This window comes from Phaeovulum sp. W22_SRMD_FR3 (assembly GCF_052113705.1).
In the GTDB taxonomy this organism is placed as follows: Bacteria; Pseudomonadota; Alphaproteobacteria; order Rhodobacterales; family Rhodobacteraceae; genus JBGQOG01.
Genome location: NZ_JBGQOG010000003.1, coordinates 125,702 through 142,833 on the forward strand (window position 1 = coordinate 125,702; position 17,132 = coordinate 142,833).

13 protein-coding genes are annotated in these 17,132 nt (G+C 64.8%); 10 read left to right on the forward strand and 3 right to left on the reverse strand.

Annotation, left to right across the window (positions count from 1 at the left end):
- Positions 1-90: 90 nt before the first annotated feature.
- The 6 genes from ACEN2S_RS05060 to ACEN2S_RS05085 all read left to right on the forward strand — a co-directional run bounded on the left by ACEN2S_RS05060 (position 91) and on the right by ACEN2S_RS05085 (position 6,099).
- Positions 91-1,182, forward strand: coding sequence for an extracellular solute-binding protein (locus tag ACEN2S_RS05060; protein ID WP_441863225.1), 1,092 nt, complete (start codon positions 91-93; stop codon positions 1,180-1,182).
- 16 nt (positions 1,183-1,198) lie between these two features.
- Positions 1,199-2,062, forward strand: coding sequence for an ABC transporter permease (locus ACEN2S_RS05065; protein ID WP_441863227.1), 864 nt, complete (start codon positions 1,199-1,201; stop codon positions 2,060-2,062).
- Position 2,063: 1 nt separating this feature from the next.
- Positions 2,064-2,906, forward strand: a complete 843-nt coding sequence (locus tag ACEN2S_RS05070) for an ABC transporter permease (RefSeq protein WP_441863229.1) — start codon at positions 2,064-2,066, stop codon at positions 2,904-2,906.
- Between the two features lie 12 nt (positions 2,907-2,918).
- Positions 2,919-3,986: an ABC transporter ATP-binding protein gene (locus ACEN2S_RS05075; RefSeq protein ID WP_441863232.1), complete on the forward strand. Its 1,068-nt coding sequence runs from the start codon at positions 2,919-2,921 to the stop codon at positions 3,984-3,986.
- A gap of 20 nt (positions 3,987-4,006) precedes the next feature.
- A complete protein-coding gene (gene speB, locus ACEN2S_RS05080) occupies positions 4,007-5,071 on the forward strand; it encodes an agmatinase (protein WP_441863234.1) in 1,065 nt (354 codons plus the stop codon).
- Between the two features lie 104 nt (positions 5,072-5,175).
- The gene (locus ACEN2S_RS05085; protein WP_441863236.1) at positions 5,176-6,099 is read left to right on the forward strand and encodes a LysR family transcriptional regulator; all 924 of its coding nucleotides are present in this window, start codon (positions 5,176-5,178) and stop codon (positions 6,097-6,099) included.
- 16 nt (positions 6,100-6,115) lie between these two features.
- Here the strand turns inward: ACEN2S_RS05085 and ACEN2S_RS05090 are convergent, their stop codons facing one another.
- A complete protein-coding gene (locus ACEN2S_RS05090) occupies positions 6,116-6,574 on the reverse strand; it encodes an Lrp/AsnC family transcriptional regulator (protein ID WP_441863238.1) in 459 nt (152 codons plus the stop codon).
- Between the two features lie 185 nt (positions 6,575-6,759).
- On the opposite strand from ACEN2S_RS05090, the gene ACEN2S_RS05095 reads away from it, so the two are divergent.
- From ACEN2S_RS05095 to ACEN2S_RS05110, 4 genes are read left to right on the forward strand one after another with little or no spacing between them, the layout of a single operon-like run.
- The gene (locus ACEN2S_RS05095; protein ID WP_441863240.1) at positions 6,760-10,221 is read left to right on the forward strand and encodes an indolepyruvate ferredoxin oxidoreductase family protein; all 3,462 of its coding nucleotides are present in this window, start codon (positions 6,760-6,762) and stop codon (positions 10,219-10,221) included.
- Positions 10,222-10,233: 12 nt separating this feature from the next.
- On the forward strand, positions 10,234-11,400 hold the full coding sequence (locus ACEN2S_RS05100) for an isovaleryl-CoA dehydrogenase (RefSeq protein ID WP_441863242.1): 1,167 nt from the start codon (positions 10,234-10,236) through the stop codon (positions 11,398-11,400).
- Positions 11,397-13,004 carry a carboxyl transferase domain-containing protein gene (locus ACEN2S_RS05105; protein WP_441863244.1) on the forward strand — a complete coding sequence of 536 codons (1,608 nt, stop codon included), beginning with the start codon at positions 11,397-11,399 and terminating at the stop codon, positions 13,002-13,004. Before ACEN2S_RS05100 ends, ACEN2S_RS05105 begins: the two co-directional genes overlap by 4 nt.
- A gap of 10 nt (positions 13,005-13,014) precedes the next feature.
- Positions 13,015-15,033 carry an ATP-binding protein gene (locus tag ACEN2S_RS05110; protein ID WP_441863246.1) on the forward strand — a complete coding sequence of 673 codons (2,019 nt, stop codon included), beginning with the start codon at positions 13,015-13,017 and terminating at the stop codon, positions 15,031-15,033.
- Between the two features lie 63 nt (positions 15,034-15,096).
- On the opposite strand, the gene ACEN2S_RS05115 is transcribed toward ACEN2S_RS05110, so the two are convergent.
- Positions 15,097-15,930: a DMT family transporter gene (locus ACEN2S_RS05115; RefSeq protein WP_441863248.1), complete on the reverse strand. Its 834-nt coding sequence runs from the start codon at positions 15,928-15,930 to the stop codon at positions 15,097-15,099.
- A gap of 271 nt (positions 15,931-16,201) precedes the next feature.
- A complete protein-coding gene (locus ACEN2S_RS05120) occupies positions 16,202-17,119 on the reverse strand; it encodes a sugar kinase (RefSeq protein WP_441863251.1) in 918 nt (305 codons plus the stop codon).
- Positions 17,120-17,132: the final 13 nt, after the last annotated feature.

A 17,132-nucleotide genomic window follows, 5' to 3' on the forward strand; every position in this document is an offset into this window, starting at 1 on the left:
CCAAACATTTTCAATGCGCGATTTTAGGCAACGCAGGAATCCCCACAATGGCCGGACCACCAAAAAGGTGATCCACGGGGAGTTATAAAAATGGCACTGAAACTCACGCGCCGCGGCGCATTGACCGCCGGGGCCGGCATGGCGGCGGCCCTCGCGATGCCCGCGATCCTGCGCGCACAGGGCATGCAGAATTTCGCGGGCAAAGAGCTGCGCCTGTTGACATGGTCGGACAACACCGGGCTGGCCGTGCTGAACCATATCGCCAAACCGTTTGAGGAGAAAACCGGCGCCCGGGTGATTGCCGACCGCACCGGCTCGACCTCCGAAATGGTTGCCAAACTCCGCGCGGCGGGCAGCCGTCCGCAATATGATGTGATCACACTCGCGGGTGTGGGCGCGGTGGAACTGGCGGGCGATGGCCTTCTGGCAAAACCCGATCTGAACAAGCTGCCCAATCTCGCCGATGTCGATCCGCGCTTTCGCACCGGCGCCGAGGGCCATGGCATCGGCTATCTTTTGTGGACCGGCGGCCTGATCTACAACACCAAGACCTTCCAGACGCCCCCCACCTCCTATGCCGAGATGTGGGAGGCCAGCCATGCGGGCCGCGTCTTCTTGCCGCCCGCCACCTGGACCGATGCGCTCGACACGATCTTTGCCACCGGCAAGATGCTCGGCGGCGATGGCACCAATGCCGAGGCGGCCTTTGCCAAACTGGCCGAGCTGCGCGACAACCTGCTGACCTTCGGCGAAAATCCGGCGCAGTTGACGGAATTGTTCCGCTCGGATGCGCTGGATATCGGCGGCGTCTATGCGCCCGCCTTCTTTGCCGATGAGCTGAAAGATCCGGCCAATTCCAACATGGGTGCCACCTATGATCTGGATGAGGGCTTCTATGCCGATCTGATGTACACGATCACCCCCAAGGCGAAACCGGGCGATGACGATCTGGTGCATGCCTTCATCGACTTCACCCTCGACGCGCATGTGCAGGGCGCGATGGCCGAGGCGGTGCTGAACGGGCCGGTCAACCAAAAGGCGGTGATGAGCGAAGCGGCGAAAGCCTCCCCCTTCATCATCAAGCCCGAGCAGATGGGGGCGAAAGCCGTGGTGCAGGACAAGAGTTTCATCGCTGGTGTGCGTGAAAACTGGATTGCGCAATACACCCAAAGCCTCGCCTGAGCCCGGAGCAGACCCCTTGTATACCCTTCTCTCGCGCAAGCGCGCGCTGGCATTTTCCCTGCCAGCGCTGATCGCCCTCTTGCCCTTTCTCGGGGCCTGCCTCTACATCTTGCGTTTCTCGATCTCGGCCGAAAAGGGCGTGATCGAGGGCTATTCCATCGCCCCCTATCTGGATCTGATGACCGGTTTTTTCGGCCGCTCAGTCTGGATCACGCTGAAACTGGCCACCATCGCCAGTGGCATCGCCATGCTGCTGGCGGTGCCCTTGGCCTTTCTCCTCGTCTCGCTGAAAAGCCCGGCGATGCGGCGGGCGCTGACGGTGGTGATTTTGCTGCCGATGATCCTCAACCTGCTGGTGCAGGCCTATGGCTGGATCCTGCTGCTCGGCCCCAGCGGCGTGCTGAACAGCACACTCAAGGCACTGGGGCTGATCGACCGGCCGCTGTTTTTGCTCTTTAACCAGACCGGGGTGCTGCTCGGCCTCGTGCAGACCTCGCTGCCGCTGGCGGTGTTTCCCATCGTAAGCGCGGTGCGCGGCCTCTCGACCGAGCATCTGGAGGCGGCAAGCTCTCTCGGCGCCAGCCATTGGCGGATCTTTCGCGACGTGACCGTGCCCTTGCTGCGGCCCGGTCTGGTCGCGGCGGGCTCGATCATCTTCGCCTATAACGCCAGCGCCTTTGCGATCCCGCTGCTTCTTGGCGGGCGGCGGGTGCAGATGCTGGGCGTCGCCATCCGAGACATGATTTCGCCGATGTTCAACTGGTCGGGCGCGGCGGCGGCGGGGATGATCCTGATCACCCTCACGCTTCTGGTGCTGACCGGCGCGGCCTGGCTGGTACGGATGACGACCGAGACCACCAACCCGAAACGGAGGGGGTAACATGCGCGTCGGATTGTTCCCGAATGAGGGCGGCGGCAGCTACCGCGCCGCGCTCTGGATCCTGGCCACGCTGGGCGTGCTGATCTCGGCGCTGCCGGTGCTGGTGGTGACGCTGATGTCGTTTGCCGCCAGCGGCACCAGCGGCTTCCCGCCGCAGGAGTTTTCGCTGCACTGGTACGCCGAGGTCTGGGCCCTGTTCACCAGCCCCGATGCCAATGCCGCGCAATCGGTGGTGGATGCGACGCTGACCAGCCTGAGCGTGGCGGCCATCGTCATGGTGATCTCCACCCTCGTCTGCATCCCGCTCGCCTATGCGTTGGCGCGCGGCGAGCGGCAGATCCGCGCCGGGATGGAGCTGTTGTTCACCCTGCCTTTGGTGTTTCCGCTGGTCATCCTCGGCATCGCATTCCTGCTGATCGCCGAGGCGTTGCAGCTGAACATCGGCCTCTGGCGCATCGTCATTCCGCATGTGGCGCTGGTGCTGCCCTTCGTCCTGCGCAACTGTCTTGGCGCGATGAGCGGGATCAGCGTCGAGGTGGAGGAAGCGGCGATTTCGCTCGGCGCAGCGCCGCTCCGCGCGCTTTGGGATGTGGTGATCCCGATGATGAAGGCGGGCATTCTGGCCGGTCTGATCTTTGCCCTGATCCTCAGCTTCAACGAATTCACCATCACCTTCTTCATGTACACGATCGACGTCTCGACGCTGCCGATCTGGATGTACAGCCGCACCGTCTCGTCGCTGGACCCCTCAACCCTTGCGCTTTCGGTTTTCATCATCGGTGCCGATGTCCTGCTGATCCTACTTGTGGACAAGCTGATCGCCGGCCGCGCCAACCTGTTCTGAAAGGGATAACCCATGTCGCAAGACACCCATTTGCAGATCGACGGTATCTGCAAGCGTTTCGGCGCCGTCACCGCGCTGAGCGAGATCAACCTTAGCGTCGAGCGTGGCTCATTTGTCTGTTTGCTGGGGCCCTCGGGCTGCGGCAAGACCACCCTCCTGCGCATCATCGCGGGCTTTGAGAATGCGAGCGCCGGGCGGCTCATTCTGGACGGGCAGGACATCACCGCGCTGCCGCCGCATAAACGCGGCTTTGGCATGGTGTTTCAGTCGCTGGCCCTTTTCCCGCATATGAGCGTGGCGCAGAACATCGCCTATGGGCTGAAACTGCGCCGGGCCAGCGCGGCGGAACAGCGCGACCGGGTCGAAGAACTTCTGAACATCATCGAGCTGCCGCATATCGCCGACCGTCCGGTCTCGGCGCTGTCGGGCGGTCAGCGGCAGCGGGTGGCGATTGCGCGGGCGCTGGCGATCCGGCCCAAGCTTTTCTTGCTGGATGAGCCGCTCTCGGCGCTGGATGCCAAGCTGCGCGACGCGATGCAGATTGAACTGCGGCGCCTGCAGCGCAAATTTGGCGTCACCACCGTGCTGGTCACCCATGACCAGACCGAGGCGATGATGCTCGCCGACCGGCTGGTGGTGATGAAAGACGGCCAGATCCGGCAGGCGGCGGACCCCTCGACCGTGTATCAAAATCCCGCCGACGATTTCGTGGCTGATTTTCTGGGGGCGGCGAATATGATCGCCGCACGGGTCGGCCCTGCGGGAGAGGCCGAGTTTCTGGGCGGCAGCCTGCCGATGGCCCTGCGTCAGGCCCCCGGCACCGCACTGACCCTCGCGGCCCGGCCCGAGCATATCCGGCTGGCCCCGATGCAGGGGGCGGTGGCGGGCGCGCCGCAAGGCCGGGTGATCCAGTCGCGCGATCTGGGCGCTCTGCGCGAATGGCTGGTGGAGGCGGCGGGGACCGAGCTGCGCATCCGCGCGGGGCAGGATGATTTTACCGGTCTGGGTGCCGGGGATGCGGTGGCAATTCTGGTGGATGCCACCAAAGTGTCGGCCTTTCCGGCTTCGGCCAGAGCATGAGAGATCTGGGAGGATCAGACATGGTTTCGAGCGATAAACTTCAGGAATTACAACGGCTCTACGGGGCAGCCAGCGGCGGCCAGATGCTGGACCCCGAGTTTCGCGCGGTGGCCGAGGCGCTGTTCACCGGCGACCGCCGTCCGCCGCCCTATTCGGGCATTTGCACCTTCCTTGATGCGCCCTACCGGCCCGATGCGGCGGCGGCGGGCTTTGCCGGGCTCGATGTCGCGCTGATCGGCGTGCCGATGGACCTCGGCGTCACCAACCGCAACGGGTCGCGCTTTGGCCCGCGCGCGGTGCGCAATGTCGAGCGGATCGGCCCGTTTCACCATGTGCTGCGGACCGCGCCGCTGACCACGCTCAGCGTGGCCGATGTCGGCGATGTGCCCTTCCGCAGCCGCTTTGATCTGACGCAATCCACCGAGGATATTGAAACTTATTACCAGCACCTGGTGGCGAGCGGCGTGGCGCCGCTCAGCGTCGGCGGCGATCATTCGATCTCCTATCCGATCCTGCGCGCATTGGGGGCCAAACGCCCGGTGGGGATGATCCAGATCGACGCGCATTGCGATACGGCAGGCCCCTATGAGGGGCAAAAGTTCCACCACGGCGGCCCGTTCCGCAATGCGGTGCTGGATGGCGTGCTTGACCCCGAGCGGGTGGTGCAGATCGGCATCCGCGGCGGCGGCGAATATCTGTGGGAGTTTTCCTATGCCTCCGGCATGACGGTGATCCATGCCGAAGAGGTGCAGGAAATGGGGCTGGAGGCGGTGATCGCCAAGGCGCGCGCGGTGGTGGGGGACGGGCCGACCTATCTCAGCTTTGACGTCGACGGGCTCGACCCCGCCTTCACCCCCGGCACCGGCACGCCGGAAGTGGGGGGCCTGAGCGCGCGCGAGGCGAATATGATCCTCAATGGCCTGAAAGGCGTGGATTTTATCGGCGGTGATGTGGTCGAAGTGGCGCCGCAATATGATCCGGGCACCAATACCGCACAGGTGGGGGCGCAAATGCTGTTCCAGATCCTCTCCCTGATGGCGCATGCGCCGGGGCTGCAGGCCCGCCACGCCGCGCGACTGCGGTGAGAGCAGAGGCCGCTGCCGCATCCACCCTTGCGGCGGCGGGCCCGATCACGCCATCATTGCCCGACCCATCCCCGCTTTTGGGGGTGGCTGTTAGCGGAGCGCGTATGACCCCGACCCCCCGGCTGAACAAACGCAAACCCGCTTTTGGCCGGGTCAGCGACGCCGATATGCATCTGTTCCGGGTGTTTGTGACCGTGGTCGACTGCGGCGGCTTTTCGGCGGCGCAAAGCGAGCTGGGCGTCGGCCGCTCAACCATTTCGCGGCAGATCTCGGATCTGGAAACCCGCATCGGCTTTGCGCTTTGCTACCGTGGGCGCAGCGGCTTTCGTCTGACCCAGCATGGCGAACAGGCGCTGGTGCAGATGAAGCGGCTGCTGACGGCGGCCGAGGAATTCGCCTCCAACATCGCCGCCATCAACGACAGTTTCATCGGCAAGATTGATGTGGCGATGATGGATGCCAGTTTCACCGATCCCCGCAACCCGATGCTGGCGGCCATCCGCGCCTTTCGCCAACTGGCGCCGCGGGTCAAGATCAACCTCGCCGTCGACAGCCCGAGCGAGATCGAGCGCGGCCTTCTGGAGGGGCGCTATCATCTGGGCCTCCTGCCCTCTTACCGGCGGCTGACCGAGCTGACCTATCAGGAGATCTACCCCGAGACGGTCGCGCTCTTCGCCGGTCCCGCGCATCCGTTGCTGGCGGAATTGCAGGCCGATCCGGCGCTGCCGCTGGAACGGATCTTTGCGCACGAGCTGGTCTATCGCGGCTATCTGGAGGGGGACCGGCTGATGGAGATCAAACAGCAGTTTGAGCGCGGCCCGACGGTGCGGGAAACCGAAGCCGTGGCGGCGCTGATCGAGGCCGGGGCCTATCTGGGGTTTTTGCCCAAACACAGCGCCTCGGCCCGGCTGACGCCGATCCTGCCCGAACGGTTTGACTACAGCGTGCCGATCTGCGTGGTGACCAAGCGCGGGCGCGAGCATTCCATCGTCACCCGCGCCTTTCTGGAAGAACTGCGCCGCGACTGACGGCGCGCAGGGTCGGCTAAACCGGCACCATCAGGCTGTGCTTCACCCGCTTGAGCGTGAAGCTGGTGTTGACCGACTGCACGTTCGGCAGCTCGACAATCGCATTCTTGATCGTCGCCTCATAATCTTTCACGCTGGCCGCGATCACCTGCAGCACATAGTCATATTCACCGCTGAGCGAATAGCATTGCATGATTTCGGGCACATGCTCGACCGCATCTTCAAAGGCCTTCAGCCGCTCACGCTTGTGGTGGGTGATCTTCACAAAGCACATCACCAGAATCTCGAAACCCACCTCTGCCGGGTCGATCACGAATTGCCGCGCACTTACTGCCTTTTCGCTTTGCAGCCGTTGCAAACGGCGCCAGCAGGGCGAATGGCTGAGACCGGTCACCTCGCCCAGCTCGCGCATGGTGATGTCGGGCTGGGCCTGAATGGCCCGCAAGATGCGCCGATCCGAATCATCCAGTTCCATGGCTGCCCTATCCAATTACATCTTTGCCTCTGTGATCCACTCATGGAAACAAATTATCACCAGACAGCCAAATGATGGTACAATGTATCCCATACGCAGACAAGCGCCACGACAATAGAGACCCTGTTTCAGCCATGTCGCGCTATCATTTCAGGGGAGGAAGAGGTGTCGAAGGGGGGAACGTGATGACAATCACGCTGGATGACAAATACACTGCCGAGAGCGGCGCGGTCTATCTTACGGGCACACAGGCGCTGGTCCGGTTGCCGATGACGCAGATGCGGCGGGACCGTGCCGCGGGCTTGAACACCGGCGCCTTCATCTCCGGCTATCGCGGCTCGCCGCTCGGGGGGTACGATCAGCAGCTGGTCCAGGCCAGAAAATACCTCGAGCGTCAGGATGTGGTCTTTCAATCCGGCGTGAATGAGGATCTGGCCGCGACCGCGGTCTGGGGCAGCCAGCAACTGCATCTGTCGCCGGGCGCGCGCAAAGATGGCCTTCTGGGCATCTGGTACGGCAAGGGCCCCGGCCTCGACCGCTCGGGCGATGTCCTCAAACATGCGAATGCGGCGGGCACCGCCCGGCATGGCGGGGTCCTGGCCATTGCCGGCGATGACCACACCTGCAAATCCTCCTCGATCCCGCATCAATCCGATCACACCTTCATCTCGGCACTGGTGCCGATGCTCTACCCCTCTTCGGTGCATGAGTTTCTGGAAATGGGCCTGCTGGGCATTGCCATGTCGCGCTATTCGGGCTGCTGGGTCGGGTTCAAGGTGATCTCGGAAACGGTGGAAACCACCACCGTCGTCGATCTGGCGCAGGAGGGGCGCGAGTTCGTGCTGCCCACGGATTTTGAGCTGCCGCCGGACGGTCTGAACCTGCGCTGGCCGGACCCGCCCCTGGTGCAGGACGAGCGGCTGCAAGAGCACAAGGGCTTTGCCGCCATCGCCTTCGCCCGCGCCAATCAGGTGGACCGCGTCACCCTGGATTGCCCCAGCGCACGTTTTGGCATCGTCGCCTCCGGCAAGGCCTATGAGGATGTGCGTCAGGCCCTCACCGAACTGGGACTGGGCCCTGAAGAGCTGCGCCTCATCGGGCTGCGGCTCTACAAGGTCCGCATGCCCTGGCCGCTGGAGCCGGAGGGGATCCGGGCGTTTTCCCGCGGCCTCGAAGAAGTGCTGATCGTCGAGGAACGCCGCGAGATCATCGAGAACCAGATCAAGGAGCAATTGTTCAACTGGCGCGCCGATGTGCGGCCGCGCATCGTGGGCAAATTCGATGAGGCCGGACACCCGTTCCTCTCGCTGTCGGCGGGGCTGACCATCGCGCGGGTTGCCGGGGCGATGGCCGAACGCATCCTGCGCCTTGATCTGCCCGAGGGTCTGGCGGCGCATATCCGCACCCGCGCGGCGGCGCTGACGGCGGCGGAGGCCAAGGGCGACAGCCATGTGCCGCCCCTGACCCGGCTGCCGCATTACTGTGCCGGATGCCCGCACAACACCTCGACCCGGGTCCCGGAAGGCTCGAAGGCGATGGCGGGCATCGGCTGCCATTTCATGGCGCAATGGATGGACCGGCGCACCGAGACCTTCACCCATATGGGCGCCGAGGGCGTGCCCTGGACCGCGATCAGCCGCTTTACCGATGAGAAGCACCGTTTCGTCAATCTGGGCGACGGCACCTTCTTTCACTCCGGTCACCTCGCCATCCGGCAATCGGTCGCGGCGGGCGCAAACATCACCTACAAGATCCTCTATAATGACGCGGTCGCCATGACCGGCGGGCAGCCGCTGGATGGCATGCTGACGCCGCAACAGATCACCCATCAGATGTATCACGAGCGGGTGGCGCGTATCGTGCTGATGTCGGACCATCCCGAGGTTTACAGCGCCGCCGAATTGGCCCCCGGCACCGAGATCCGCCACCGCGACGACATTGACCCGGTGATGCGCGAGTTGCGCGAGGTGCCGGGGGTGACGATCATCGTCTTTGAACAGACCTGCGCCGCGGAAAAGCGGCGCCGTCGCAAACGCGGCAAGATGGTTGATCCCGACATGCGGCTCTGGATCAACCCGGCGGTCTGCGAAGGCTGTGGCGATTGCTCGGAAAAATCCAATTGTGTCGCCGTGGAGCCGCTGGAAACCCCAATGGGGCGCAAGCGGCGCATCAACCAGTCGATGTGCAACAAGGATTATTCCTGTCTGCAGGGCTTTTGCCCCTCTTTCGTCACCGTGCGGGGCGGGATGCTGCGCAAACCCTCCGGCAAGGCTGGCCCCGATGTGGGCACATTGCCAGAGCCGGTCCTGCCGCAGATTGACCGGGCGTGGAACCTTGCGCTGGCCGGCGTCGGCGGCACCGGCGTGCTGACCATCGGCGGCATCCTCGGCATGGCAGCCCATATCGAGGGCAAGATCCCGATGGTGCTCGACATGGCCGGACTGGCGCAAAAGGGCGGCGCGGTGATGAGCCACATCCGCATCTCGCGCCCGGACCGGCCGGTGACCGAGCCGCGCATTGTCGCGGGCGCGGCGGATCTGCTTTTGGCCGCGGATGCGGTGGTTGCGTCATCGAATGAGGCGGCGCGGCTCTGCAGCCCCGACCGCACCGCGGCGGTGCTGAACACCCACACCACCCCGGTGTCGGATTTCGTCCGCCTGCGGGACTTTGATTTCCGCACCGGCGCGGTGGCGCAAAGCGTCACAAAGTCAGTCAGGTCAACCGCGCATTTTCATGACTTCACCGGTCTCGCCCAACGCCTGACCGGCGACGAGATCGGTGCCAATCTGATGATGCTGGGCTACGCCTGGCAATGCGGGCTGGTGCCGGTTGGGGCCGCCGCAATCTTTGAGGCGATTCAGCTGAACGGTGTCGCGGTCAAAGGCAATATCGAGGCGTTCAACTGGGGCCGTCTGCTCGCGCATGACCCGGCGGGACTGACCGCGCAGGCGGCATCGGGCGAAGACGCTGCGCCCGCCCTCGAAACGGAGACCCCCGAGACCATCATCGCGCATCGCAGCAGACATCTGCAGGCCTATCAGAACACGGCGCTCGCCAACCGCTATCAGGCGCGGCTGGATCAGATCGCCAAAGCCGCCGCTGCCGACCGCATCGGCGAGAATGATCTTTTGCGGCAGGTTGCCATCACCTATGCGCGCGTGCTGGCCTACAAGGACGAATATGAGGTGGCCCGGCTTTACGCTGCCCCCGAATTCCGCCGTGGGCTGGCGGCGGTTTTTGACGGTGATTTCCGCATTTCGCTCAATCTGGCACCGCCCTTCCTGAACGCAAAAACCCAGAATGGCCGCCCGAAAAAGCGGGAATTCGGGCCATGGATCTTGCCGCTGCTCCGGGTTCTGGCCCGGATGAAAGGGCTGCGCGGCACCTGGGCCGATCCGTTTGGCCACAGCCATGACCGCAAGCTGGAGCGGCAGTTGATCGCGCTTTACGAAGAGGATCTCACGCTCGCGCAGGCGGTGCTGAGCAGCGCGACAGCGCCGCTGGTGCGGGAATTGCTGGGCCTGCCCTGGCAGATCCGCGGCTTTGGCCCCGTCAAACAGGCGGCCTTCGACACACAGATGCGGCGGCGGGAAGAGATCCGCAGCCAGTTGCAAAGCCAGGGGCCGCTGGCCCTGGCGGCCGAGTGAGGGGGGGAAATCATGTTCACGGCATCCATGAAATTTGATCTGGGCGACGATGTCAGTGCGTTGCGCGACATGGTGCACCGCTGGGCGCAGGACCGTGTCCGGCCGATGGCGGCGGACATCGACAGGCGCAACGCCTTCCCGGCGGAGCTATGGGCGGAAATGGGCGATCTCGGCCTGTTGGGGATCACCGTCCCCGAGGAATTCGGCGGTGCTGGCATGGGCTATCTGGCGCATGTGGTGGCGGTTGAGGAGATTGCGCGGGCCTCGGCCTCCGTCTCGCTCAGCTATGGCGCGCATTCCAACCTCTGCGTCAATCAGATCACCCTGAACGGCACCGAGGCGCAAAAGCGCAAATACCTGCCGAAACTGGTGTCGGGGGCGCATGTCGGCGCACTGGCGATGTCAGAGGCCAGCGCCGGATCGGATGTGGTGGCGATGAAACTGCGGGCTGAGAAGCGCGACGGCCATTACCTGCTGAACGGCACGAAATACTGGATCACCAACGGTCCGGATGCCGATGTTCTGGTGGTTTATGCCAAGACCAATCCCGCCGCAGGCTCCAAAGGCATGACGGCGTTGGTGGTCGAAAAGACCATGCCGGGCTTCAGCACCTCGCCGCATTTCGACAAGCTGGGGATGCGCGGCTCCAACACCGCCGAACTGGTGTTCGACAATGTCGAAGTGCCCTTTGAAAACGTTCTGGGGGCCGAGGACAAGGGCGTCCGCGTCCTGATGTCGGGGCTGGATTACGAGCGGGTGGTGCTGTCGGGCATTGGCACCGGCATCATGGCCGCCTGCCTCGACGAGATCATGCCCTATGTGGCCGAACGGCGGCAGTTCGGGCAGCGGATCGGGGATTTCCAGCTGATGCAGGGAAAAATTGCCGACATGTACACCAAACTGAATTCCGCGCGCGCCTATGTCTATGAGGTGGCGCGCGCCTGCGACCGCGGCGCGGTCACGCGGCAGGATGCGGCGGCTTGTGTGCTCTATGCCTCGGAAACCGCGATGGAGGTGGCGCATCAGGCGGTGCAGGCCATGGGGGGCGCGGGGTTCATGAATGACACCCCTGTCAGCCGGATCTTCCGCGATGCCAAACTGATGGAGATCGGCGCGGGCACCTCGGAGATCCGCCGCATGCTGATCGGGCGCGAGTTGATGGGGGCGATGACCGCATGACTGTTCTGTCCTCTTCTGTCTCGCCCCGCTCGGAGAGCTATCGCCACAATCGCGCCGCGCATCTGGCCCAGATGGAGAAGGTGCGCTATGCGGCGGCCCTCGCGCAGGCCGGGGGCGGCGAAAAGGCCCGCGCGCTGCATCAAAGCCGTGGGAAACTCCTGCCGCGCGAGCGGATCGCCCGGCTTTTGGATCCGGGCGCGCCCTTTCTGGAAATCGGCATGTTCGCAGCGCATGAGCTTTATGACGGCGCCAGCCCCTGTGCCGGGATGATCACCGGGATCGGCCGTGTCGAAGGGCAAGAGGTCATGATCGTGTGCAACGATGCGACGGTCAAAGGCGGCACCTACTTTCCGATGACGGTGAAAAAACACCTGCGCGCGCAAGAGATTGCCGAGGCGAACCGCTTGCCCTGCGTCTATCTGGTCGACAGCGGCGGTGCCAACCTGCCCAATCAGGACGAGGTGTTTCCTGACCGCGACCATTTCGGGCGCATCTTTTTCAATCAGGCGACCATGTCCGCCAAGGGCATTGCGCAGATCGCGGTGGTGATGGGTTCGTGCACGGCAGGCGGCGCCTATGTGCCCGCGATGTCGGATGTGACCATCATCGTCAAGGATCAGGGCACGATCTTTCTGGCCGGTCCGCCTCTGGTCAAGGCCGCCACCGGCGAGATCGTCTCGGCCGAGGATCTGGGCGGCGGCGATGTGCACACCCGCCTCTCCGGGGTGGCAGACCTGCTGGCGCAGGATGATGCCCATGCTTTGGCACTGGCGCGGCGGGCCGTGGCCAATCTCAACCGGTGCAAACAGCCCCGCGTGGTCCTGCAGACACCCGAAGCGCCGCTCTATGACCCCGAGGACATTCTGGGCGTTGTCCCGGCAGAGCTGAAAACCCCCTATGACATCCGCGAGGTGATCGCCCGCGTCGTGGACGGCTCGCGCTTTGATGAGTTCAAGCCGCGCTATGGCACCACCATCGTCTGCGGCTTTGCCCATGTCTTCGGCATGCCCGTGGGGATCATCGGCAACAACGGGGTGATCTTTTCGGAATCCGCACTCAAGGCCGCGCATTTCATCGAACTCTGCGCGCAGCGCAGCGTCCCCCTGGTGTTCTTGCAAAACATCTCGGGCTTCATGGTGGGGCGCAGCTATGAAAACCGTGGCATCGCCAAGGACGGAGCAAAGCTGGTGACGGCGGTGGCCACCGCGCAGGCGCCCAAGATCACCTTCCTGATCGGCGGCTCGTTCGGGGCGGGCAATTACGGCATGTGCGGGCGCGCCTATGATCCGCGCTTTTTGTGGAGCTGGCCGAACAGCCGCATTTCGGTGATGGGCGGCGAACAGGCGGCGGGCGTTCTGGCCACCGTGCGGCGCGATGCGATCGAGCGCAAGGGCGGCAGCTGGACCCCCGAGGAGGAACAGGCGTTCAAACGCCCCACGGTCGAGATGTTTGAACGCCAGTCGCACCCGCTCTATGCCTCCGCGCGCCTTTGGGATGACGGCATCGTCGACCCGCGCCGCACGCGGGAGGTCTTGGCCCTGTCACTCTCTGCCGCTTTGAACGCACCGATCCCGGAGACGCGTTTCGGCGTCTTCCGGATGTGAGGATCTGCCCATGTTCACCAAAATCCTGATCGCCAACCGGGGCGAAATCGCCTGCCGCGTCATCGCCACCGCCCGCCGGATGGGCATCCGGACGGTGGCGGTCTATTCCGATGCCGATACCACCAGCAAACACACCGAATTGGCCGATGAAGCGGTGCATATCGGCCCCGCCGCCGTGTCCGAAAGCTATCTGCGGGGCGAGGTGATCATTGCCGCCGCCCTGCGCACCGGGGCAGAGGCCATTCACCCCGGCTATGGGTTTCTCTCGGAAAATCCGGACTTTGTGGAGGCGGTCGAGGCCGCAGGTCTGGTCTTTATCGGCCCCAAGGCGCAATCAATCCGGGCGATGGGGCTGAAGGATGCTGCGAAAAGGCTGATGGTTGACGCCGGGGTGCCGGTGGTGCCGGGCTATCACGGCGAAAGTCAGGATCCGGCTTTTCTGGCCGCGGAGGCGGAGAATATCGGCTATCCGGTGATGATCAAGGCCCGGGCGGGCGGCGGCGGCAAGGGGATGCGGCTTGTCGAAGACCCCGCGGGGTTCGCGCAGGCGCTGGAAAGCGCGCAGCGCGAGGCGCGCTCCAGCTTTGGCGATCCCGCCTGCCTGATCGAGAAATATGTGACCCAGCCCCGCCACATCGAGATTCAGGTGTTTGGCGATTCGCAGGGCAATGTGATCCACCTTTTTGAACGCGACTGCTCGCTGCAGCGGCGCCACCAGAAGGTGATCGAAGAGGCCCCCGCCCCCGGCATGCCCGAGGCGGTGCGCGCCGCGATGGGCCGCGCCGCGGTCGAGGCCGCAAAGGCGATCGGCTATCAGGGGGCGGGCACGATCGAGTTCATTGTCGACGGCACCGGCACACCGCGCGAGGACGGTTTCTGGTTCATGGAAATGAACACCCGGCTGCAGGTCGAACATCCGGTTTCCGAAGCGATCACCGGGCTCGATTTCGTGGAATTGCAGCTGCGGATCGCGGCGGGAGAGCCGCTGCCGCTCCGTCAGGATCAGCTGCGGATCGACGGCTGGGCCTTTGAAGCCCGCGTCTATGCCGAGGATGTCCCAAAGGGATTTCTGCCCGCCACCGGCACGCTGGCGCATCTGTCCTTCCCCGACAGCGTGACCTTCGCGCAGGGCGCGGTGCGGATCGACAGTGGTGTGCGGCAGGGGGACACCATCACCCCCTGGTATGATCCGATGATCGCAAAGGTGATCGTGCATGGCCCCACCCGCACCGAGGCGCTGCAGCTGCTCTCTGCCACGCTGGGCGGATGCCGTGTGGCGGGCTCGGCGACCAATCTCGAATTTCTGGGCGCCCTGTCGCGGCATGCGGGATTTGCCCGCGGCGAGGTTGATACCGGGCTGATCGCGCGCGATCTGGCCGCGCTGACCGCCCGGCCGGAGATGTCCGCCGAGATACCCGCCCTTGCTGCCCTTGCGGCGCTGCGGCTGCTGCAGGCCCCCGGGATGAGCGACCCTTGGGATCAGCTGACCGGCTGGCGGATCTGGTCGCAGGCCACGGATCATGTGGCCCTTGAAACGGGCGGTGCGCGGCTGGACCTTTGCGTCACGCATCTTGGCGGCGGCGCCTACCGTATCACATTCGGGGAAGTTTCCTGCAATCTCAAGGTCCTGCGCTGCGAAGGGACGCGGGTGCGGCTTGAGATGGACGGGCGGCATTTCAGCGCTGATGTCATGGCGCGGGCGGGATGGATCACCGTCTTTTGCAACGGTTTTGCCCATGAATTTGCCACGGTGGACCCTTTGAATGCGGCCTTGGGCGATCAGAGCAGCGGTGATTGCGTCTTTGCGCCCATGCCGGGACTTGTCACCGCCGTGCGGACCGTGGCGGGGGCCCGCGTCAGCAAGGGCGAGGCGCTGATGGTGCTCGAGGCGATGAAAATGGAGCATGTGCTGACCGCCCCGCGCGACGGCATCGTCGCCGAGGTTCTGGTGACCGGTCAAGATCAGGTCACCGATGGCACCCTCTTGTTGCGGATGCAGGAGGCCGGGGACAAGGACGGCCACGTCTGACACGATGGCCGGCACTTCCTGTGGCGCTGACGGAACTGACGGACTGACGGCTTGGGCCGCAGCCTAGGCCCGCTGTTTCAGCGACAGGGCGATACCGCCCAGCACCAGCAGCGCCGCGACCCAGAACCGCATGTCGGGCAGTTCGCCCAACATCACGGCCCCACCCAGGGTCGCAATCAACGGGACTGAGAGCTGCGCAACCGCCGCGACACTGGCGGCCAGTTGCGGCAAAACCCGGTACCACAGCGCATAGCCCAGCCCCGAGGTCACCGCGCCGGAGAACAGCGCGGGCCAAATGCCCCAGCTCTGCCCATGCCCCGCATCGCCCGCCAGACCCAGCCAGAGAAGCGCCAGCGGCCAGGCCCCGGCAAAATTCAGCGCCGACAGTGCCAAAGGATCACGCGCACCGCGCCCGGTGAGCGAATAAAGGCCCCAGCCAATGCCCGCAAAAGCCATCGCCGTCAGCCCCAAGGCATCAAGGCGCGCCGCACCACCGGGCCACATCAGCACCACGAGCCCGAGAAAGGCCAATGCAGCGCCGGTCCAACGCCAGCGCCCCACCTGCTCGCGCCCGCGCAGGGCACCCGCAAACATGGTGATCTGCACCGCCCCGAACAGCACCAAAGCGCCCACCCCGGCATCCACCCGGCCACTCGCGATGGAAAAGCCGAAGATATAGGCCGAAAGGCTCGCCACGCCCCTGGCCCAGATGCCGCGCGGCAGGCGGGGCAGGCCCCGTCGCAGCATCAAAAGCAGCAGGACCAAGGCCCCGGCCCCCAACCGCAACACGGCAACGAAGGCGGGATCAAGCCCCGCCACGCCCACCGCCATCCGGTTCAGCACCGAATTTGCCGCAAAGGCGACCATGACCAGCGCTGTGAGCATCAAGATCCGCATGCCGCAACCTCGCACGCCACCCCGGGCGGTGCAACGAGCAGATCGGGCCGCGCGGTCCGAACAACGGGGCGCAGCAGTATCGCCATGGCGCGCCGTAGGGACGCCGTCGGGGCGCGGTTTCTGTGATGCCCCCCGGGCAAGCATCCTGTGGCGCGCGGAGCAAAGCCTTGCCCCGCCGCGCGCCGCAGGGCCGCTCCCCCGCGGCTTTCATTGGCGGCACGTCAGGGCAGCCGCGCTGCCAACGCATGCCCGCTGTCTATCCTCTTAGATTTTATTTCAATGCGTTGCGCAGTTTCTCGGCAGGCATCAGCGCACCCGGATGGCAGACCACTTCCATCGCAACCCGGTGCCCCTGCAAGACTGCAGCCTCCGGGTCCTGCCCGCTGAACCGCGCGGCCAGATAGCCACCGTTGAAACTGTCTCCGGCCCCGGTGGTGTCGAGGGGCTGCACATGTGGCAAGGCGGGAAGCACCTGCGGCAGCGCCCCGGCCCGTCCGAGCACCATCTCGGAACCGCCGTTCTTCACCACGACTTCAACGGCCCCGGCGGCCAGATAGCGCAGCGCGGTTTCCCGCGGCGAGGCATCGCCGAAATAGGTGGCCTCGTCGTCATGGCTCGGCAAAATGATGTCGGCATGCGAGGCCGCCTCCAATGTGGCCATGCACATCGTGTCGGCGTCGGGCCAAAGGCGGGGCCGCAGGTTGGGATCAAAGATCACCTGCCGCCCGGCAGAACGCGCTGCCTCCAGCGCTGCAAACAGCCGTCCGCGCGCTTCGGGCGTCAGAATGCCCAGCGTAATGCCCGAAAAATAGACCGCATCCGCCGCGAGACAGGCCGCCTGCAGGCGCGGAGCATCATCGGCCAGCGTGCGGGCCGCCGAACTGTCGCGCCAATAGGTAAAGGACCGCTCGCCTTCGGTGAGCGTGATCATGTAAAGCCCCGGGCTGCGGCTGGGATGGCGCGCAATATTCCCGGTGCCGATGCCCGCCGCAGCGATGAAATCGCACATGTCGTCCGACACGGGGTCCCGGCCGAGCACGGTGAAATAATCAATGTCCCAGGCATCCGGCGCGAGGGCGCGCAGATACCAGGCGGTGTTCAGCGTATCGCCCGCAAAGCCCGAGCGCCACAGACCGTGCCCGGCGCCCGACAGCTCCACCATGCATTCGCCAATCGACAAAAAGCGCATCGTCGTCTCTTTT

Bases quoted from the DNA above. Each gene is read 5' to 3' on its own strand.
- ACEN2S_RS05060 (WP_441863225.1), top strand. From the start codon at position 91: ATGGCACTGAAACTCACGCGCCGCGGCGCATTGACCGCCGGGGCCGGC.
- ACEN2S_RS05100 (WP_441863242.1), top strand. From the start codon at position 10,234: ATGTTCACGGCATCCATGAAATTTGATCTGGGCGACGATGTCAGTGCG.
- ACEN2S_RS05085 (WP_441863236.1), top strand. From the start codon at position 5,176: ATGACCCCGACCCCCCGGCTGAACAAACGCAAACCCGCTTTTGGCCGG.
- ACEN2S_RS05110 (WP_441863246.1), top strand. From the start codon at position 13,015: ATGTTCACCAAAATCCTGATCGCCAACCGGGGCGAAATCGCCTGCCGC.
- ACEN2S_RS05090 (WP_441863238.1), bottom strand. From the start codon at position 6,574: ATGGAACTGGATGATTCGGATCGGCGCATCTTGCGGGCCATTCAGGCC.
- ACEN2S_RS05105 (WP_441863244.1), top strand. From the start codon at position 11,397: ATGACTGTTCTGTCCTCTTCTGTCTCGCCCCGCTCGGAGAGCTATCGC.
- ACEN2S_RS05115 (WP_441863248.1), bottom strand. From the start codon at position 15,930: ATGCGGATCTTGATGCTCACAGCGCTGGTCATGGTCGCCTTTGCGGCA.
- ACEN2S_RS05075 (WP_441863232.1), top strand. From the start codon at position 2,919: ATGTCGCAAGACACCCATTTGCAGATCGACGGTATCTGCAAGCGTTTC.
- ACEN2S_RS05070 (WP_441863229.1), top strand. From the start codon at position 2,064: ATGCGCGTCGGATTGTTCCCGAATGAGGGCGGCGGCAGCTACCGCGCC.
- ACEN2S_RS05120 (WP_441863251.1), bottom strand. From the start codon at position 17,119: ATGCGCTTTTTGTCGATTGGCGAATGCATGGTGGAGCTGTCGGGCGCC.
- speB (WP_441863234.1), top strand. From the start codon at position 4,007: ATGGTTTCGAGCGATAAACTTCAGGAATTACAACGGCTCTACGGGGCA.
- ACEN2S_RS05095 (WP_441863240.1), top strand. From the start codon at position 6,760: ATGACAATCACGCTGGATGACAAATACACTGCCGAGAGCGGCGCGGTC.